The following is a 19,672-nucleotide window of genomic DNA, read 5'->3' as shown; positions in this document are numbered from 1 at the left end:
CAGTACTTTTTTATTAGGGACAAGACATGGGAAAGAAGATGCCTTACTGGTGGCTCTCGTGCTGCCTGATATCTGTGCCCGCTATCGCGGCAAACCCTGCGGCGATGATTAATACCGGACAATTAAGCGAAACGCAGGAACTCCCCTCTTTAAATGGCCGCGTGGCGCCCGTAGCCAGCAAAGCCGCCCCCGGCACGCTACAGCTGGATGAAGCCGTAAACCGCGCCGTGACCTGGCATCCGGCCATCAGTGAAGCCGTCGGCAAACTTTATCAGCAGAGCGAAAATGTGGACGTCGCCAAATCGAAATATTATCCGCAAATTAACGCCGGCATGGATAACGGCTATAGCCACGACGGCGACGATAATGGCTTTACCCCCTCACTGGTGCTTTCGCTTTCGCAAATGCTTTACGACTTCGGCAAAGTCGCAAGCCAGGTGCGCGCCGAAAACGCGGGCGTCGCCCAGCAGCAGGCCAACGTACTGGTGAGCATCGACACTATCGCCCACGATACCGCCATCGCTATGGTGCAGGTGCAGACCTGGCAGCAGATGGTCGAGACCGCTAAAGAACAGCTGGACGCCCTGACCTCCATCGGCACACTGACGAAGCTGCGTAATGACGAAGGCGCCACGTCGCTCTCTGACGTGGTGCAGACCGATGCCCGTATCGAAGGCGCGCGAGCGCAGCTGATGCAGTATCAGGCCAGCCTCGACAGCTCACGCGCCACGCTGATGAGCATGCTGGGCTGGGACGGCCTGAACGCGGTCAGCAATGAATTTCCGCAAAGTCTGGCCCGCAGCTGCGATATTGCCGAGCCGGACGATCGTCTGGTGCCCTCGGTATTAGCGGCCTGGGCGCAGGCCAACGTCGCGCAGGCCAATCTCGACTATGCCAACGCGCAGATGACCCCTACCGTCTCGCTGGAGCCGGAAGTCCGCCACTATCTTAACGACCGCTACTCAGGCAACGAAACGCGGGACCGCACCCAGTACTCCGCGTGGGTAAAAGTGCAGATGCCGCTCTATCAGGGCGGCGGCCTCACCGCCCGGCGTAACGCCGCCGGACACGCGGTGGAATCGGCCCAGTCCACCATTCAGCGCACCCGTCTTGAGGTGCGGCAAAAATTGCTGGAAGCGCGCAGCCAGGTGATGAGCCTGATGAGCACGCTTCAGATCCAGGGCCGCCAGGAAGCGCTCAGCGCCCGTACCCGCGAGCTGTATCAGCAGCAGTATCTCGATCTTGGTTCCCGCCCGCTGCTCGACGTGCTCAACGCCGAGCAGGAGGTGTATCAGGCGCGCTTTACCCAGCAGCAAACCGCCGGACAGCTCCGCCAGCTTCAGCTGAACTGTCTCTACCAAACCGGGCGCATACGTCAGGCGTTCGATCTTGAAAACCGCACCATCCAGACCGTGGAGATCCAGCCATGAAGCAACGCGATATTCCGCAGGGTGAAAACATGACGGATGAGGCGCTGGAGCAGTGGGCGCAGGCGTTTGGCTATGTGGCGACGCGCTATCGCGTTGCCTGCTCGCCAGGCTCGCTGATCGCGGGCGCGCCGTGGCTGAAAGGCAAACCGATGGTGCCCGCGCTGACGCAGCTCGCCCGTGAAGCCGGGCTGACGTTCCAGCTGCTGACGGCCGATCAGCACGCCATCAACAGCTGGCGTCTGCCGGTGGTGGTAGAGCTAAACGACGGTAAAATCGGCGTGATCGACAATTTCGACGGCGAGGATACGCTTGAGGTCAGCTTTTTCGATGACAACACGCACACCAACCGCCTGTCGATGAGCGCGATGCTGCCTGCCATCCGCCACGTCATCGCCCTGCGTCCGCTGGCGGCGCTGAAGGACAGCCGCGTGGACGCCTATATCTCAAAATACCGCCCGGACTGGCTCTACCGGCTGGTGATGCGCGACCTTCGCCCTTACAGCTGGGTGATGCTGGCGGCGCTGTTTATCAACGTGCTCTCCCTCTCCGGCATTGTCTTTTCCATGCAGGTGTATGACCGGGTGATCCCCGCCCAGTCCTACCCGACGCTCTACGTACTGACTATTGGGGTACTGATCGCCACGCTGTTTGGTTTTGTGCTGCGCGTGGCGCGCGGGCACATTATGGATCTGCTGGGCAAACGCTCGGATATGCGCGTCTCGGATCGGGTCTTCGGCCACGCGCTGCGGCTACGCCACAGCGCCATTCCGCGCTCCACCGGCAGCTTTATCTCCCAGTTGCGCGAGCTGGAGCAGATCCGCGAGATGGTCACCTCCTCCACCATTTCCACCATCGTCGATCTGCCGTTCTTTATCCTGTTTGTGATTGTGCTGGCGATCATCGCCCCGCAGCTGGCGTGGATCGCCCCGGTGGCGGCGGTGATCATGGTCCTGCCTGGCCTGCTGCTGCAAAAGAAGCTGGCGGAGCTGGCGAAGCAGTCGGCGCATGAATCTACCCTGCGCAACGCGGTGCTGGTGGAGAGCGTGCAGGGTCTGGAGGACATCAAGCTGATGCAGGCGGAGAACCGCTTTTTGCAGCAGTGGAACAGCTATATCCAGATCACCGCCGAATCCGGCCTGCGCACCCGCGAACTGACGCAGAACCTGATCAGCTGGGGGATGACCATTCAGAGCCTGGTCTATGCCGGGGTGATCGTGGTGGGCGCGCCGATGGTGATCGACGGCACCTTAACCACCGGTTCGGTGGTGGCCGCCTCGATGCTCGCCTCACGGATGATCGCCCCGATGGCGACGCTGTGCGGCGTGCTGGCCCGCTGGCAGCAGGTGAAGGCTGCCAAAGAGGGACTGGACAGCATTATGCAGCTGCCGACCGAGAACCAGCGCGAAGAGACGCCGATCCGCCAGGACGTGCTGCGCGGCCACTATCTTTTCGAGCAGGCGCAGTTCCGCTATCACCCGGAAGATCCCCGCATGGCGCTGCGCATTAACCGCCTGGAGATCAAAGCGGGCGAAAAAGTGGCGATCCTCGGGCGCAACGGCGCGGGTAAATCAACCCTGTTGCAGGCGATGGCGGGCGGGATGGATCTGGCGGGCGGTGAACTGCGGCTCGACAACCTCAGCCTGCCGCATCTGGACGTGGCTGACGTGCGGAGAAACGTCGGCTTTATGACCCAAAACGCCCGGCTGTTTTACGGCACCCTGCGCGAGAACATCACGCTCGGCATGCCCCGCGCCACCGATGAAGAGATCTTCGAGGTGCTGGAGATGTGCGGCGCGGCCAGCTTTGTGCAGAAGCTGCCAAAGGGGCTGGATTACCCGATTATGGAGAATGGCGTCGGGCTGTCCGGCGGGCAGCGGCAGTCTATTCTGCTGGCGCGGATGCTGCTGCGCGACCCGAATATCGTGCTGATGGATGAACCGACCGCCTCCCTTGATGAACATACCGAGCGGGAATTTATTCAACGTCTCGGGGCGTGGCTCGGCAACCGCACGCTGGTTGTCGCGACCCACCGCGTGCCGGTGCTGGAGCTGGTGGAGCGCGTGGTGGTACTCAAAGATGGCATGCTGGTGATGGACGCGCCAAAAGCGCAGGCGCTGAACAACAGCCGTATGCAGCAACAGCAGCAGGCAACCGGACGGGAGTGGAATAATGAAAATCAATCAGCGTGACGTTGCCGCAGTAGAAGATCTGGATAACGCGCTCGACTCCGAAAGCGGTTATACCGGTGCCCGGCGCATCGTTTTCTTCTCCCTGCTGATGTTTGTGGTGCTCGGCGTCTGGGCGTGGTTCGGGGTGCTGGATGAAGTCTCAACCGGCACCGGAAAAGTGATCCCCAGTTCACGCGAGCAGGTATTGCAGTCGCTGGATGGGGGGATCCTCACTGAGCTGAACGTACACGAAGGGGATCAGGTGCAGGCCGGACAGGTGCTGGCGCGGCTGGATCCTACCCGCTCGGAATCTAACGTCGGCGAAAGCGCGGCGCGTTACCGCGCGTCGCTGGCCTCCAGCGTGCGCCTGTACGCCGAGGTGAACGATCTCCCGCTGAAATTCCCGCCTTCCCTGGCGAAATGGACCGACCTGACCGCCGCAGAAACGCGGCTTTACAACTCTCGCCGCGCCCAGCTGGAGGATACGCAGCGTGAACTTCGCTCCGCGTTAGCGCTCGCCAATAAAGAACTGGCGATCACTCAACGGCTGGTGAAAACCGGTGCCGCCAGCCACGTGGAAGTGCTGCGCCTGCAACGGCAGAAAAGCGACCTGGAGCTGAAGCTCACCGACGTGCGTTCCCAGTATTACGTGCAGGCCCGTGAAGCGCTGTCTAAGGCCAACGCCGAGGTGGATATGGTGTCAGCGATCCTGAAAGGCCGCGAGGATTCCGTTACCCGCCTGACGGTGAAGTCGCCGGTGCGCGGGATCGTGAAAAACATCAAGGTGACCACCATCGGCGGCGTCATACCGCCCAACGGCGAGTTAATGGAGATTGTGCCGGTGGACGATCACCTGCTGATTGAAACCCGCCTCTCGCCCCGGGATATCGCCTTTATCCATCCTAATCAGGAGGCGCTGGTGAAAATCACCGCCTACGATTACGCGATTTACGGCGGGCTGCACGGAGTGGTGGAGACCATTTCGCCGGACACCATTCAGGACGAAGCGAAGCCGGAGGTGTTCTACTACCGTGTATTCATTCGCACCAGCCAGGATTATCTGGTGAACAAGGCGGGCAGGCACTTTTCGATTGTGCCGGGGATGATTGCGACGGTGGATATTAAGACCGGGGAGAAAACGGTGCTGGATTATCTGATTAAGCCGTTTAACCGGGCGAAGGAGGCGCTGAGGGAGCGGTAGTCAAACGCCGGGTGGCGGCTTCGCCTTACCCGGCCTACACCGCTGTTCCGAGTGATGAGGATCCAACACACCTAACATGATCTCCATCACCAATCTGCTATAGTAGCCCAAATTCATTTTTCAGGAAGAAATCATGCGCCAACGAACCATTGTCTGCCCCATCATCCAGAATGACGGAGCCTACCTGCTATGTAAAATGGCCGACGATCGCGGTGTATTCCCCGGTCAGTGGGCACTCTGCGGTGGTGGAATGGAACCAGGCGAAACCATGGAACAGGCGCTGCGCCGTGAAGTCCGTGAGGAGCTGGGCGACGCGCTGGACATTATCGACGTCAAGCCCTGGGCTTTTCGCGATGACATCAGGGTCAAAACTTACGCCGATGGTACCACCGAGGAAATTTATATGATTTATCTGATCTTCGACTGCATCAGCGCCAATCGGGATGTTACGTTTAACGATGAGTTTCAGGAGATCGCCTGGGTTTATCCGGAATCGTTAAGAGAGCTGGATCTCAACGAGGCCACGCGCATTACCTTTGCGCAAAAGGGCCTTCTTTAATCGCCCACTGCCCCGGCGTTTTACCGGTCCACGTTCTGAAAACTTCAATAAATGCGCTGACGCTGCTGTATCCGCACGAGAGCGCAATCCACCCCACCGGCTTCCCCGCCGCCAGCCACTCCATCGCCTGCATGACGCGCGCCAGCTGGCGCCAGTTGACGAAGTTCATCCCCGTCTCCGCGCTAAACCGCCGGTTGAATGTACGTACGCTCATCCCGGCACGGCTGGCATGGCTTTCCACCGTCTGATTATCATCGACGGATTGCAGCAGTTTCCTGACCACATTTTTCAGCCGGGGATCGGTCGGTACGGGCAGATAAAAGCGGACCTGAGACGCCAGAGCCAACTCCTCCAGCAGCAAGATGAGCTTTCGGGGATCGTATTCACTCCCGGCAACGCTTAAACGGGAAAACAGTGCATCGGTAAAATCGTCAGACTCGAAAAGCGTGGCCTCTTCCGGAAGCCCTTCACAATCGGCAGGGTCAAGATAGACAGCGCAACCTTCAATCGCGCTTTCCGAAAAGGCAGCGTGCTGCTGACCAGGCGGGATCCAGCCGATATGTTTTGCGGGTACCACCGAACGCCCCAGCGGCGTCTCAATCACCAGCAGCCCCGCAGCAATGCGCCAGAGCTGGCCGGCATGATGGCTGTGCCATGGGGTGTGATAGCCGCCGGGATGAACAAGCCTCTCAGTTGTCAGCATGAATTTGACCGAAAATCGTTATTCTTCGACTTATTACAGAAACTACGCCTTATGCTGTCAAGGATAATAGCGGCTCAACATCACGAGGAGCTAACATGACCATCATTACATCCCTGATAAACCAGCCCGACAACACCGCGCAGCGCGAGCAAATGGCCTGTCTGTTAACCCGCTTATTCAATGGCAATGTAGATCCGGCAGAGGTGTTTACGCCCGATTACCAGCAGGTTACGGACGGTCACATGCTTGATTATCAGGGATTTATGAAACACCTGAACCATGTGCGTGCGCAGATCCGCGAGATTACGTTTACCGTGGAAGCGTTATGTTGCCATAACGAATGTGTGGCAGACCGGCACAGAGTGGCCGTGACATATCCGGATGGTCGCCAGGCAGAATTAGAGGTGTATATGTTTGCCACGCTGCGCGAGGGGAAAATTTGTCGGATCCATGAAGTCACACAGGCGCCAGACGGCGATGCATTTGACCGCACCCTCGCCCACGCCACGCAATAACCTTACCCTACACGGGAACAGCGCATAACGGCATCTGCCATTATGCGCATCCGCTTACAGGGAAATTTTCAGACGTCGAACCGCTTCTTTAAGCTGCTCATCCGTTGGGGTAACGAAAGACATGCGCAGCGTGGTGTGGTCCGGCTCGTTGCAGTAGAAGAACTCACCCGGCACAAACACGACGCCGTTGCTCAACGTTTTTTCCAGCCATTTCGTCGTATTGATGCCGTTATTCATTTTCGCCCACAGGAACATGCCGCCCTTTGGCTTGTGGAACGACATCACATCGCCCAGCTCCGCTTCCAGTTCACTGGCAAAGGTCTGGTATTTCTGGCGATAGGCTTCGCGGATCATTTTAATCTGATTCGCCAGACGACCGGTTTTCAGATATTCGTACGTCATCAGCTGCGACAGCGTGCTGGTGTGCAGATCGGTGGTTTGCTTGAGGTTCACCACCGCACGCTTCAGCCACTCCGGCACCAGCACCCAGCCCACGCGGGTGCCCGGCGCGAGGATTTTAGAGAAGGTGGAGGTGTACACCACGTTATCCTCATTGCCGATATCTTTGGCATGAGCAATCAGCGGGCGGAACGCTTCCTCGGTATAGTTGATTTCGCTGTACGGATCGTCTTCGATAATCACGAAGTCATAGCGCTTCGATAATTCCACCAGCTGTTTACGCCGCGCCTCGGAGAGCGTCACGCCGCCCGGGTTACCAAAGGTTGGCACGATATAAACCGCTTTGATGGTTTTGGTTGCCACCAGCGCTTCAAGTTCATCTACTTTCATGCCGTCGCCGTCGGTGCCGACGGATTCAAAATTCGCCTGTGCCAGGCCAAAGACCTGCAACGCGGCGAGGTAGGTCGGACGCTCAACAACGACCGTATCACCCGGGTTAATTAACGCACGCGCCAGCACGTCAAGCGACTGTTGAGAGCCGGATGTAATGACCACGTCATCGGCTTTACAGGCGATGCCGCGACCTTCACAGATGCGTTGGATCTCTTCGCGAAGCCCCGGGACGCCTTCCGTCAGGCCGTACTGGAACGCTTCGCCAAAATGCTGAGACAGCACGGCATCAGCGGCAATTTTTAAACCTTCATGATCGAACAGATCCGGGTTTGGAATACCGCCACCCAGCGAAATCACGCCTGCCATTTTGCTATGTTTTAATAATTCACGGATGGCAGAGGATTGCAGGCCCTGCGCGCTGCTGGCGAGTTTGTTTGCAGACATTCTTTACTTACCTTCTTTTTTTATATTGTGCCCAATCTTAGCAGAATATGGGCAATAAATTCCGTTAGCTTAGGCAGCGGACGCAAATCCTGGCGCCACAATAAATGCACCGGCCTCGGCGCGGGCGTAAACGCTTCCAGAACCCGAACCAGCCTGCCGCTTGCCAGCTCTTCAGCCACCAGCACTTCCGGTTGCAGCAACAGTCCTGCCCCGGCTCGCGCCGCCATGCGTAAGCCGTAGCCGTCATTGCATCGTAAGACGGCATCACGCTTCCAGCGCACCTCGCCTTCCACACCGGGCAGCCGCCACTCGTTACGCGCCGTCCATACCGTGTGCGACAGACACAGGTGATCCACCAGATCGGCTGGCGTTTGCGGCGTACCGTGACGCGCCAGATATTCCGGCGCGGCGCAGATCGTCATGTTGTAGGGACACAGGTATTTCGCCACAAGATCCTCATTTCGGATCTCCCCGATGCGAATGGCCAGATCGACCCCTTCCTCCACCAGATCCACCATTCGGTTGGTGAGATCCAGTTCGATGCGCACTTGCGGGTAGCGCTGTAAAAACGTGGCCGTCAGAGGCGCGATAACGCAGCCGCCAAACGAGGTGGGTGCCGTCACGCGCAGGGTGCCGGCGGGCGTGGCTCGCAGACGTTCAACTGCGTTTTCAGCAATCGAGACCTGCTCCAGCACGCGCCTGGCCTCTTCGAAATAAACGCGTCCGGCGTCGGTCAGGCTCTGGCGACGGGTGTTGCGTTCCAGTAGCCGCGTGCCGAGCTGCGATTCCAGCAACGCAATATACTTCCCGACCATCACCGCCGACATCTCCAGCCGGGCCGCCGCGCCGGTGAAGCTGCCGCTTTCCACCACCGCGATGAACGTCTCCATCCCGCGAAGCTTATCCATATTCCAAACCTCTGGTTAGTAATCTTCTAACGTTAGCCCAGTTTATCTGAGTTTTTATTTATTAAAGAATGAAGGCTCACAACATAAGGAGTCTGCTATGAAAATCGTCATTATTGGTGCCAGCGGTACGGTCGGTCGTGCAGTCACAGAAGAGTTAAGCCAACGCCACGAGACGATCCGCGTGGGTCGCACGCAGGGCGAGCATCAGGTGGATATCACCTCGCAGGCGAGCGTACAGGCGCTGTTCGAAAAGATCGGCCCGGTGGATGCGATTGTCTCCGCCAGCGGTGGGGTACACTTCGGCCCGCTCGCAACCATGACCGACGGCGAGTTCAACCGGGGCTTGCAGGATAAGCTACTGGGGCAGGTTCGTCTGGCGCTGACCGGCCAGCACTTCCTGAACGAAGGCGGCTCGATCACGCTGATAAGCGGGATTGTGGCGCACGAACCGATTGCTCAGGGCGTCAATGCCACCACCGTAAACGCGGCGCTGGAAGGGTTTGTGCGCGCCGCGGCCTGTGAACTGCCGCGCGGGATCCGCATTAACCTGATCAGCCCGACGGTGCTGACGGAATCCGTCGAAGCATATGATGGCTTCTTCCCGGGCTTTGAAAGCGTTCCCGCTGCGACCGTTGCGCAGGCCTACCGCCGCAGCGTGGAAGGGGTACAGAGCGGGCGGGTATATAAAGTCGGCTATTAAGCCTTACGGGCGGCGATCAGCACCAGCATCGGGCGTTCCGCCTCTTCGGCCAGCGCGGGCCAGGCGTCAACCTGCGCCTGCGTTGGTCCCCACTCATTGACTTCACTTATCGTCAATCCGGCCTTGATCAGCGCGTTAAGCGTGGTACCCAGCGTGCGGTGGTATTTGATTACCCCCTCTGCCAGCCAGTTGCTGACGCGCTTGCCTTCGTCCTGATAATGGTTCACGCCCCAGAACCGCTCACCGTTGTCGTCGGTGAGCCAGCCCTGACGGGTGGCGCAGGTATAAATCGGGTGCTCCATCGAGAAAACCAGGCTGCCGCCGGGTTTAAGCGCACGCTGCACCCTGGCGAATAACGCGTCCAGTTCCGGCAGATAGTGCAGCGCCAGCGAGCTGTAGACCAGATCGAGACTGTTTTCGCGAAGCTGAAGAGATTCCAGATCGCTACGCTGATAGTGGATCTGCGTGTCATCCGTCAGTTCTGCCGCGCGGGCGAGCATCTTTTCAGAGATATCGACGCCCGTGATGTCGCAAGCGCCCAGCTCGCGCACCACGCGGCAGAACCAGCCGTAGCCGCACCCAAGATCGATAACTGATGTGCCGGTTAAATCCGGCAGCATCGCCTTAAGCGCAGGCCACTCCGGCGCGCCGTCCAGCCCCTGAACCGAGCGCGGAAGCTGGGCGTAGCCTTCGAAAAACGCCGGATTGTCGTAGATGTTTTGTGCCATGGCAGATCCCTCTTTAAGAATGTGCATAGCAGTATACTGCATTGTCGGGTGGCGGCTTCGCCTTACCCGACCTACAAAATCTCCGAACCGTAGGCCGGGTAAGCGCAGCGCCACCCGGCACCACATTAGCCCACAGAGCCCCAGACCAGGTTCCCCTTGTGGAACGTCGCGGTACGCGGAGAGATACGCGCCACGGCCTCGGCGGAACAGGAGGCATCCACCAGCACGAAGCTGGCGTCGTCCTGCGCTTTAGGCCACACGCGCTCACCTTTGTCGTTCAGCGGCAGCACGTCGCCGGTGGCGATGCCCAGCGCCCGCGAAAGCGTCTGTTCGTTCGGGCGAATATAGAGCTGGGCGTAGAGGTTGGCTTTCTCCAGCATGTCCCCCAGACCGTACGGGGACCAGTGGTCAATCACGCTGTCGGTACCGGTCATGACAAACACGCCTTTATCACGTAAATGCTTCAGCGGCATGTGCAGGGTGCCAATCGGCACGGTCGAGGCGATGGTCACCTGCTGCGCCGCCATGCGGGTGGCGATCTCATCCACCTGCTGTTCGTTAAGCGTCGCCAGCGCGAAGGCGTGGCTGATGGTCAGCTTCCCCTTCAGCTCCGGCGTTTTCTCCACGGTTTCTACCATGTAGTTCACCGCCGCCACGCCCGCCGGGCTGGTTTCGTGCAGATGGATATCCACCCCTTTGTCATAATCCAGCGCAATCTGGAACATGGTGTCGAGGGATTTCTCCATCGCGCCGTCGACGCTGGTTGGGTCCAGCCCGCCCACGTAGTGCGCCCCGGCGCGCATCGCCTCGCGCATCAGCTTTTCAGAGTTGGAGAGCAGCAGACCGTGCTGCGGGAAGGCAACGATTTCACAGTCAAAACCTGGGCTTCGGCGCGCCAGTACCGCCTGCAAATTTTCCAGGTTTTTCAGGCCGGAAACCGGCTCTATGTTGCAGTGGCTGCGGGCGATGGTGGACCCTTTGGACTGGATCAGGTCGATCAGCTTTTCGGCGCGTTCTTGCGTGTAAGGCTGTAATTCCGGCAGCAGCTTCTGCTCCAGGCGGATCATGTCCTGAATGGTGGTACCCGCCGGACGGTTCAGGGAGCGCCACGGGCCGCCATAGAAGGTTTTGTCCAGATGGATGTGCATGTCGCGCATCGCCGGGAGCATCAGCTTTTTGCCCGCATCGAAGTGCGGCAGGGCCGCATCGGCGTGGCTGTTGTTATCGCGCAGGGCGACGATTTTCCCGTCTTTGATCTCAAGCGTTTTCAGCTCGGTGCGGGTGCTTGTCGCCACGCTGCCGTCGAAGTTAAACCCGGCTTCCAGCAGCACGTTGTCGAGATAGTAATGTTTTGCGGTGATGTTCATCGGTTTACCCGTCACGCAGGTTGCCTTAGCAGAATCGGCAGCATACGCGACGGAACCCGTGGCGCCAAACAGCGCGCAGGCGGTAACCATTTTACCGCTCTGGCTAATAAACTCGCGGCGGCTTTTATTCTCACTCATCTTATCTTCCTTCGTTAACAATGTGGGTACCCGTTTCACCGCGCAGCGCTGCGGGCAGGCAGTCCGGCGAGGTGATGATCACGCGCCTGCCGCCATGGCGTAAAAATTCCAGCGAAGCGACGATTTTTGGCAACATGCTGCCCGCCGGGAAGTGGCCTTCATCCCTGTAGCGCGTCATCTGCGCCACGTTGACGGTATCCAGCGCCTGCTGGTTCGGCTTGCCGAAGTTCACGCACACTTTCTCCACGCCGGTGGTGATCACCAGCACGTCGGCGCCGATCTCGCGCGCCAGCAGCGCGGTGGAGAGATCTTTATCTATCACCGCGTCCACGCTCTGATAATCGCCCTGGTCACTGCGCACCACAGGAATGCCTCCGCCGCCTGCGCCGATCACCACAAATCCTTTCTGCGTCAGCGCCTTGATGGCATCCGCCTCGACAATGCGCCGCGGCTGCGGTGAAGCTACCACGCGGCGATAGCCCCGGCCTGAATCCTCGACAAAATGCCAGTCCGGGTGCGCAAGTTGCAGTTCGTCGCGCTGCGCCTCGCTGAAGAACGCGCCGATGGGTTTCGTCGGGTGCATAAAGCCAGGATCATTTTTATCCACCTCCACCTGCGTGACGACCGTGACCGCTTTTTGTTCCCCGCGCGCCGCCAGGCGGTTGTTGAGCGCCTGCTGGATCAGGTAGCCGATGCCGCCCTGGGTATCCGCCACGCAGTTTGCCAGCGGGGTCAGCGGCAGCCCTTCCCGCTCGTGGGCGATCTCGGCGCGGCGCAGATCCAGCCCCACCTGCGGGCCATTGCCGTGGGTGAGCACGATGTCATAGTCCGAGGCCAGCATTTCGAGCACCGACTCAGCCACCGCTTTGACCGCCTGCGCCTGATGCTCAATCGACTGGCTGGCGTTGTCTTTGATAATGCTGTTGCCGCCGATGGCAACGACCATAAGCTCTTTCATTTTGTTTCCTTTAGAAGGTGCGTTCTGGCGCCCTCACCCTGGCCCTCTCCCACTGGGAGAGGGGGATTAACAGAGATATCGAGAACATGCTTCACCACAAACATCCCGCCCATCATCAGGTAGGCCGTGACGAACATCAGGGAACTGCCCTCGGCAAAGCCCACCACCGGCGCGTGGATCACGCCAAACAGCGCCAGCAGCGCGCCTCCTCCGGCGGCGACGGCCCCCCGTAGCGGTTTGTTGATGATGGCGAAGATGGCGATACAGCCCCAGAGCATGCTGGCGAGCGGCGCGCCGTTGCCGAGATGCATCAGGCCTTCGTAGTAGATCCCCTTGCTGTGCAGCACGTCGGTGCCAATTTTCGCCGCGCTGGTCCCCGCCGCGCTCATCACGCTGTTCATCATGGTCAGCGCCCAGTTGGCAATCCACGGGAACAGGCAGATGAAGATGACGGGCACCTCCACTTTCGGGGTTTCCCTCACCACCTGGTTGGCGGTGACAACGCCGATAAACACCAGAATCGGCACGATGGCGGTCATCGGTATGATGGCGAGCATAAAGGCCCCCAGCCCGAACAGCGGCACGATGAACATGGTCACGCCGGACGCCAGGGTGTAGCCAATACTGGCGCCCATCGCTTTCCAGCCAGGATGGCCGACGTAGACCGTGACCGGGAACGGATTGCCCATCAGGCAGCCGAGCATGGAGGCCAGACCGTTCGCCAGCATTACCTTGCGGGTCGGGTATTCATCCCCCGCCGCATGGGCGCTTTCGATGTTCTCCAGGTCAAAGATGTAGTTCGCCAGCCCCAGCGGTACGGCGGACGCCAGATACGGCAGCGCGTGCGGCAACCCCTGCATAAAGCTGTCCACATGCACTTCCGGCGGGTTAAAGCCGAAGGATGACATGGACGCTTTAATGGCATCCGGGCTTTGCAGTCCGGAGATCCACGCAAGCAGAGTACCGGCAATCAACAGCAGCAGGCCGGTCGGGATGCGGGCGAAAATCGGCTTTTTACCGAACCAGTTAATGAAGATCAGCAGCAGGACGATAAACGACACGGTCGGCGCTTCGAACGCCTGCAACATCGGGTTCATCGCCAGCAGGAGCAGGCCAAGACCGGACAGGCACGACAGCAGCACGGTACGCGGGATCATCTTGCGGATGGTTTCCCCCAGGAAGGAACCGCCCGCGAGGATCATCGCTTCCACAAAGCACCACACCAGGCCAATCTGAATCGCGAAATCCGCATCGCCGGTTTGCTGGTAAACCGGCATTAAGACCAGGAAGGTCACGGTAAAAATCGACGGCGCGCTCGGGCCGGAAGGCAGCGCGGTGACGTCCGTTCGTCCGGTGGCGCGCGCCATTTGCAGGCCAAACCACGTATAGCAAAGACTCGCCACCAGCACCGCCAGACCGAAGGCTGGCGCGATGCGTCCATAAACAATCTCCTTCGGGATGCCGACGACAAAAATGAGCAGCCCCATCATGGTCAGCAAATTGGTCAGGTTGTTGGTCATCAACCCGAAATAAGCTGCCCAGTCACCTCTTTTCCACTCCAGTTTCATGTTTTTCATGGATGCATACCTTATAGAACGTAGCGATCGCGGAAGGTTAACAGCGCCTTTTCAAAACAGCTAAACGGCGGGTGAACGATGCCCGCCCCAATCATGCCGATACCGGCGTCCTTATGGGCAATGGCGGTATTAATGACCGGCAGAATGCCGCTGCCCGCGACCTTCGTGATGTCGATGGCGGACGGGATGCCCATAAACGACAGCAGCGGAATGGTGACGTTCGGGTTTTCGCCGAGAGTGATTTCGCGCATCTGGCGGGAGAAATCGATGGCTTCCTCCACCGTGCCGCCCACCAGCGCCACGATTGCCGGGGCTGTCGCCATCGCAAAGCCGCCGATGCCGTAGGTTTCGGTAATCGCGCTATCGCCGATATCCAGCCCGGAGTCTTCCGGCTTATAGCCCGCGAACATCGGGCCGATCACCTGCTGCGCCGGGCCGGTGAACCACTGCCCCGGCAGGCCGGAGACGCGCAGGCCGAACTCGTAGCCGTTGCGCGCCATGGTGGTGACGACGGTGCTGTACTCAATGCCGTGGGCGGCATCCAGCGCGGCCTTACACATTGCCATCCACGTCGGACCGGAGAAGTAGTCGCTGCTGGCGACAAACTCGAACACTTCACGCTGCTGCGCCACCGGATAGCCCGCCTGGATCAGCCCCGGCGTCAGCGCCTGGATAAGCAGCGTGGTGCCCGCGTTGTTGCGGTTGTGGCACTCGTCGCCCATGTGCAGCGCCTGGGCCAGCATCAGTCGCAGGTCGATTTCGCCGATAATCTTCATCGCGTCGCGCAGCATTGGGCCGAGCACGTCGCGCATCCAGTTCAGGCGGTCGATCACGCTCTGATCGTTGGCCCCCATGCGCAGGATCTTCGCCATCTGCTCGCTGAGGTTGGTGAAGGCGCGGTTGCCGTAGGTTTTGTTCTCAACGATGTGCATAAACATCGACGCGGAGGTGACGCCCGCCATAGAGCCCACACAGTCGTGCTCGTGGCACGGCGAGAAGGTGATGTCGCCTGAAGCCGCCAGCCTTGCGGCGTCCTCCAGATCCGTCGCCAGCCCTTCAAACACCAGCGCGCCGGTAACCGCGCCCTTCATCGCCCCGCACATGTTTTCCCAGGTAACAGGCGGACCGGCATGCAGAATGGTGGTGCGGGTCATGCCCGGCACCACGTTGATGGCCTGGTCATAGCCCACCAGCACCGGATGGGACTGAATAATGCGCTCAAGGGCAATGTTGTTCGCGGCGGCAATTTTCTCCGCCAGCGGTTTTTCCGCCAGCCGATCCAGCGCGTCCACCACCTGCATATTGCCCTGTCCCGGCGGCGTCCAGTCGAGCTGGGTCACGGGAACGTGCTGTTTTTTGAGGTAGTCGCTGAACATCGCAATCCCGACATTAATCACGTTCAGCGGTTGGTTGAATAAGGTCGTCATTATGCTCTCTCCCCTTTGCAGACAAATTCGCGTGCCAGTAATCCGGTATTGGTGCTGCTGCTGGCCCAGATGACGCCTGCGTCGGTCAGCAGCTGGCACTGCTGGGCCAGCGACTGCGGATCCTGATCGGTGCCGAGCACGTAGCCGAGAATTTCCAGCGGACGGTTGTCGGCTTTCGCGATTGCCTGTGCCTCTTTGATCGCCTCGATCATCACCCCCACCGGATCCTCGTGTGCGCCAAAGCCCAGCACGAAGTCCATCACGATGACGCCCACCTGCGGATCGCGCGCCTCCTGTAGCAGGCGGCTGATGCGGTTGGTCGGGTCGATCATCGGGTGTGGTTTGCCGTTGGTGAAATCGTCGTCACCGAAATCAAGGAAGGTGTGGGCCTGGCTGACGCTGATGTCCTTCAGACGCCTGGCCGGATCCGGCTGGATGTTGCTGTAAACATCGTCAAACTTCTCCAGCGCGGCAAACATCGCTTCGTCGCACAGGGTGCCGCCGCAGAACAGGCCGCGAATGTACTTCTGCCGCGGCGTCAGGCGGGCGCGCACCTCTTCGATCAGCGGCCAGTTGAGCGGATGTAAATCCAGGGAGTCTTTTTTAATGCCGGTAAGCAGCACCGCTTTCAGGGCCGCCTCTTTGGTGCCACGAGCAAACTGCAATCCGTCTTCATCGGCTGGTGGTTCTTTGCGGCCCAGGAAGCACACAACCACAGGTTTGCGGCAGGCGCGTGCCCGGGCCAGCACTTTCTCTGCCACCGCGGGTGCAGGCGGTTTGGAGATGAGCGCTATCACCCGGGTCGCGTCGTCCGCCTCCAGCATGTCGATGGCGTCGAGCATCATCAGGCCGCCAATCTTCTCGCTGAGATCGCGCCCGCCGGTGCCGATCAGCTGCGACACGCCGCCGCCGAACTCGTGAATGCGCACGCTCAGCTCCTGGCTACCGGTGCCGGAGGCGCCAACGATGCCAATCGGCCCGCGACGTACCGCGTTGGCAAAGCACAGCCCCGCGCCGTTGATAATGGCGGTGCCGCAGTCCGGCCCCATCATTAGCAATCCTTTGTCATGCGCCAGCTGCTTCAGCGCCAGCTCGTCGTCGAGCGACACATTATCGGAAAACAGCATTACGTTGAGATCGTTTTCCAGCGCCTGGCGCGCTTCGCGGGCGGCGAAGGTGCCGTTGACGGATATCACCGCAAGGTTGCTGTCCGGACGATGGGTTTTGGCGCTGGCAATTGTCGCGTAGCGTGCTTCATGGGAGCCAGCGCTCTCTTTACGCGTGAATAACGCTTCAATGGCGGCAAGGGTTTCCTCATTCGCCGCGTCGCCTTTAATAACGATCATCAGGTCGCCGTTTTTCGCGTCCGCTAATTCCGGCGTTAATAGCCCGAGGTTTTTTAATACCCCTTTGTTCATTTCCGTCGCCATCGCCACAAACGCCTGCTCGACGCCCGGCAATTTATTGGCTTTGGTGGAAACCGACATTAAGGAAACCGAATCGAAATACGTATTCTTTTTTATGACGATTTTGGTTGGCATTATTTTCACCTGTTTAAGATAAAAGGGGGCCGCCGTCGTGCTAAATGCACGTCGGTAACAATGCGTTTTTTGATTCACGGCCAGCCAGGGGAAGGCTGACCGAATGCGCTATGCGCCTGCCGCCAGCAGCAGGTCTGCGATCGCGTTGAAGCCTTTTTCCCGCGCCAGTTCGAGCGGGGTTTTGCCGTATTTATCAGTCATGTGCGGATTCGCGCCGTGATCCAGCAGCAGCTTCACAATTTCCTGCTGCTTTGCGCCGCCGTCGTTTAACACGATGGCCTCAAGCAACGGCGTCCAGCCGACAAAATTGGTGTGGTTGACGTTAATGTCGGTTTTTTCCAGCAGCTCGCGCACGATTTCAACGTGCCCTTTTTCACTGGCGGGGGTAATGCCCACGCCGCCAAAGCGCGTCAGACGGTCGAGATCCGGATCCGCCGGAAGGACAATGCGCAGCAGGGTTAAATCATTGGTCAGGCAGCCGATCAGGAAGGGGTTAAAACAGGTCTGGTCCTGTTTATCAATATCCGCCCCGGCGGCAATTAAAAATTCCACACAGGCGTAATGCTTTTTCAGGCTGGCAATAATAATGGCGGTTCTTTTCTGGCGGTTGGTCGCGTTAATATCCACGCCTTTTTCCAGGCAGGCTTTTAGCGCGTCGATATTACCCTCTTCTGCCGCCAGCAAAAATTCTGTAACCAGTGCAGTTGCAGACATATTCAGACTCCCTATGTTTCACTTCTGATGACCTGAGAATAGCAACAGCCTGGTCATAAAAGAATCCGCTTAAAAATGATTCATCGACACGCAATTCATTGTTGAGTTAAATTCAACAGTCCGGCAAAAACGTGCGTCTGTGCAACCTTTTTCTTATGGTTTACCGCTTTTACGCGCCTCGGGCTGCATTATCCTTATGAATGAAAAAGCCTTACACAGCGCGGCTCTACGTAAAAACCCAGAACTGTGACCGACATCAACTATGATGTAACGCCGGTGTTAAAATATGTTCAAAACTGATGGTAACCAGGAGCCATAATATGAATTCCATCTTTACCGAAGAGAATTTGCTGGCCTTCACCACCGCGGCACGTTTTGGCAGTTTTAGCAAAGCGGCTGCCGAGCTGGGCGTGACCACTTCCGCCATCAGTTACACCATCAAACGTATGGAGACCGGGCTGGACGTGGTGCTGTTTGTACGCAACACGCGCAGCATTGAGCTGACCGAATCCGGTTTTTATTTTTATCGTAAAGCGACCGACCTGCTGAATGACTTTCATGCCATCAAGCGCGGGATTGATACCATTTCGCAGGGCATTGAGACGCGGGTGCGCATCTGCATTAATCAGCTTTTGTATACGCCACGCCATACCGCGCGTTTGCTCCAGGTGCTGAAAAAACAGTTTCCTACCTGCCAAATCACGGTGATGACCGAGGTGTATAACGGCGTCTGGGATTCCATCATTAATAATCAGGCCAACATCGCCATTGGCGCGCCGGATACGCTGCTGGATGGCGGAGGCATCGATTACACCGAGATAGGCGCGATCCGCTGGGTATTTGCCATCGCGCCCACGCATCCGCTGGCGTTCGCCCCGGAGCCCATTTCCGAAAGTCAGCTGCGTCTGTATCCCAATATCATGGTCGAGGACACCGCGCATACCATCAACAAGAAGGTCGGCTGGCTGCTTCACGGTCAGGAGGCGATTCTGGTACCGGACTTTAACACCAAGTGTCAGTGTCAGATCCTGGGGGAGGGTATTGGATTTTTACCGGAGTATATGACGCGTGAGGCGATGGAGGACGGGCTGCTGGTAAAGCGGCGAATCAATAATCCGCGCCAGGACTCGCGCATGCTGCTCGCCACGCAGCATGCGGCGACCGGTCAGGTCACGCGCTGGATCAAACAGCAGTTTGGCCCCGAGGGCGCGCTGACCCGGATCTACAGTGATCTATTGTGGCGTACCTAGCTTTTCGTCTGAACCCAAAACGCGTGGATAAGACCCGGGAAGTAACCCAGGATGGTCAGAAGGATGTTCAGGATAAACGCCCAGCCCAGTCCCTTGCCAAGCAGCACGCCCAGCGGCGGGAGAATAATCGTAAAAACAACGCGCCAAAAACCCATAAATAACTCCGTGCAAGCTAACCAATTGAAAATTATAAAAGACACTTCTCTAAGCGTAGCCAGTTTACGGGTAACTGCCATTCGTCTCTCGCGCTTTTACCTGCCTTTACCCTCTTTACACTGGCTGAAACCCTGCCTTAAATGCTCTACTGTTCTGAAATTGACCGTAAGGAAACACAATGTCTCTTCCTCTTATTTCGCCGCAGCAGGCAAACGCGCTTATTGCTGAAGGCGCCAAACTTATCGATATTCGCGACCCCGACGAGTATGCCCGCGAGCATATTCCAGTGGCGCACTCCATTCCGCTGGATTCGTTACCCGGCGGGCTTAACGCAGCGCCGGGAGAAACGGTGATTTTCCACTGTCAGTCTGGCGCAAGAACCGCAAACAATGATGC

The 19,672-nt window shown here is 58.6% G+C and carries 19 protein-coding genes; 8 read left to right on the top strand and 11 right to left on the bottom strand.

Annotated features, from left to right (window positions below; translation table 11 throughout):
- Positions 1–26: 26 nt before the first annotated feature.
- The 4 genes from HP459_RS11145 to nudI all read left to right on the top strand — a co-directional run bounded on the left by HP459_RS11145 (position 27) and on the right by nudI (position 5,358).
- The gene (locus HP459_RS11145) at positions 27–1,430 is read left to right on the top strand and encodes a TolC family outer membrane protein (protein WP_022649108.1); all 1,404 of its coding nucleotides are present in this window, start codon (positions 27–29) and stop codon (positions 1,428–1,430) included.
- Entirely contained in the window at positions 1,427–3,619 is a 2,193-nt protein-coding gene (locus HP459_RS11140) for a type I secretion system permease/ATPase (protein WP_023306789.1), read from the top strand. The genes HP459_RS11145 and HP459_RS11140 overlap by 4 nt, the downstream gene beginning before the upstream one ends.
- Positions 3,600–4,799, top strand: coding sequence for an HlyD family efflux transporter periplasmic adaptor subunit (locus HP459_RS11135; protein WP_022649110.1), 1,200 nt, complete (start codon positions 3,600–3,602; stop codon positions 4,797–4,799). Before HP459_RS11140 ends, HP459_RS11135 begins: the two co-directional genes overlap by 20 nt.
- Positions 4,800–4,932: 133 nt before the next feature.
- Positions 4,933–5,358, top strand: a complete 426-nt coding sequence (nudI, locus tag HP459_RS11130) for a nucleoside triphosphatase NudI (RefSeq protein WP_022649111.1) — start codon at positions 4,933–4,935, stop codon at positions 5,356–5,358.
- Here the strand turns inward: nudI and HP459_RS11125 are convergent.
- Positions 5,330–6,061, bottom strand: a complete 732-nt coding sequence (locus tag HP459_RS11125; RefSeq protein ID WP_063148627.1) for an AraC family transcriptional regulator — start codon at positions 6,059–6,061, stop codon at positions 5,330–5,332. The genes nudI and HP459_RS11125 overlap by 29 nt on opposite strands.
- 95 nt (positions 6,062–6,156) lie before the next feature.
- Between HP459_RS11125 and HP459_RS11120 the strand changes: the two genes are divergently transcribed.
- Positions 6,157–6,576, top strand: coding sequence for a nuclear transport factor 2 family protein (locus tag HP459_RS11120; RefSeq protein WP_023298434.1), 420 nt, complete (start codon positions 6,157–6,159; stop codon positions 6,574–6,576).
- A 54-nt stretch (positions 6,577–6,630) separates the two neighbouring features.
- On the opposite strand, the gene HP459_RS11115 is transcribed toward HP459_RS11120, so the two are convergent.
- Both HP459_RS11115 and HP459_RS11110 read right to left on the bottom strand, forming a co-directional pair.
- Positions 6,631–7,812, bottom strand: coding sequence for a PLP-dependent aminotransferase family protein (locus tag HP459_RS11115; RefSeq protein ID WP_022649114.1), 1,182 nt, complete (start codon positions 7,810–7,812; stop codon positions 6,631–6,633).
- Between the two features lie 20 nt (positions 7,813–7,832).
- Positions 7,833–8,720 carry a LysR substrate-binding domain-containing protein gene (locus HP459_RS11110; protein ID WP_045308444.1) on the bottom strand — a complete coding sequence of 296 codons (888 nt, stop codon included), beginning with the start codon at positions 8,718–8,720 and terminating at the stop codon, positions 7,833–7,835.
- Positions 8,721–8,817: 97 nt separating this feature from the next.
- On the opposite strand from HP459_RS11110, the gene HP459_RS11105 reads away from it, so the two are divergent.
- On the top strand, positions 8,818–9,420 hold the full coding sequence (locus tag HP459_RS11105) for a short chain dehydrogenase (RefSeq protein WP_023298436.1): 603 nt from the start codon (positions 8,818–8,820) through the stop codon (positions 9,418–9,420).
- Here HP459_RS11105 and HP459_RS11100 read toward each other — a convergent pair.
- The 7 genes from HP459_RS11100 to HP459_RS11070 form a co-directional block, all read right to left on the bottom strand.
- A complete protein-coding gene (locus tag HP459_RS11100; protein WP_171936220.1) occupies positions 9,417–10,148 on the bottom strand; it encodes a bifunctional 2-polyprenyl-6-hydroxyphenol methylase/3-demethylubiquinol 3-O-methyltransferase UbiG in 732 nt (243 codons plus the stop codon). The two genes, HP459_RS11105 and HP459_RS11100, sit on opposite strands and share 4 nt — an antisense overlap.
- Positions 10,149–10,273: 125 nt before the next feature.
- Complete coding sequence (locus HP459_RS11095) at positions 10,274–11,653, bottom strand: amidohydrolase family protein (RefSeq protein ID WP_171936219.1); 1,380 nt, start codon at positions 11,651–11,653, stop codon at positions 10,274–10,276.
- A gap of 1 nt (position 11,654) precedes the next feature.
- Positions 11,655–12,611 carry a carbamate kinase family protein gene (locus HP459_RS11090; protein ID WP_023306797.1) on the bottom strand — a complete coding sequence of 319 codons (957 nt, stop codon included), beginning with the start codon at positions 12,609–12,611 and terminating at the stop codon, positions 11,655–11,657.
- Entirely contained in the window at positions 12,608–14,188 is a 1,581-nt protein-coding gene (locus HP459_RS11085) for a xanthine permease (protein WP_171936218.1), read from the bottom strand. Before HP459_RS11085 ends, HP459_RS11090 begins: the two co-directional genes overlap by 4 nt.
- 11 nt (positions 14,189–14,199) lie before the next feature.
- Positions 14,200–15,615, bottom strand: coding sequence for a DUF1116 domain-containing protein (locus HP459_RS11080; RefSeq protein WP_171936217.1), 1,416 nt, complete (start codon positions 15,613–15,615; stop codon positions 14,200–14,202).
- Positions 15,615–17,156 carry an acyl-CoA synthetase FdrA gene (gene fdrA / locus HP459_RS11075; protein WP_171936216.1) on the bottom strand — a complete coding sequence of 514 codons (1,542 nt, stop codon included), beginning with the start codon at positions 17,154–17,156 and terminating at the stop codon, positions 15,615–15,617. The genes HP459_RS11080 and fdrA overlap by 1 nt, the downstream gene beginning before the upstream one ends.
- Positions 17,157–17,264: 108 nt before the next feature.
- Entirely contained in the window at positions 17,265–17,870 is a 606-nt protein-coding gene (locus HP459_RS11070) for an ankyrin repeat domain-containing protein (protein WP_022649123.1), read from the bottom strand.
- Between the two features lie 320 nt (positions 17,871–18,190).
- On the opposite strand from HP459_RS11070, the gene HP459_RS11065 reads away from it, so the two are divergent.
- Positions 18,191–19,120, top strand: coding sequence for a LysR substrate-binding domain-containing protein (locus tag HP459_RS11065; RefSeq protein WP_171936215.1), 930 nt, complete (start codon positions 18,191–18,193; stop codon positions 19,118–19,120).
- Here the strand turns inward: HP459_RS11065 and HP459_RS11060 are convergent.
- Positions 19,117–19,275, bottom strand: coding sequence for a YqaE/Pmp3 family membrane protein (locus HP459_RS11060; protein ID WP_003862203.1), 159 nt, complete (start codon positions 19,273–19,275; stop codon positions 19,117–19,119). The genes HP459_RS11065 and HP459_RS11060 overlap by 4 nt on opposite strands.
- A 179-nt stretch (positions 19,276–19,454) precedes the next feature.
- On the opposite strand from HP459_RS11060, the gene HP459_RS11055 reads away from it, so the two are divergent.
- Positions 19,455–19,672 (top strand): rhodanese-like domain-containing protein (locus HP459_RS11055; RefSeq protein WP_253939635.1); only part of this gene is annotated, 218 nt, incomplete at its 3' end.

Source organism: Enterobacter sp. CM29 (assembly GCF_013179605.1).
In the GTDB taxonomy this organism is placed as follows: domain Bacteria; phylum Pseudomonadota; class Gammaproteobacteria; order Enterobacterales; family Enterobacteriaceae; genus Enterobacter; species Enterobacter intestinihominis.
The sequence above is the reverse complement of the archived record's forward strand: the minus strand, read 5'-3'. Positions and strand labels throughout refer to the sequence as shown.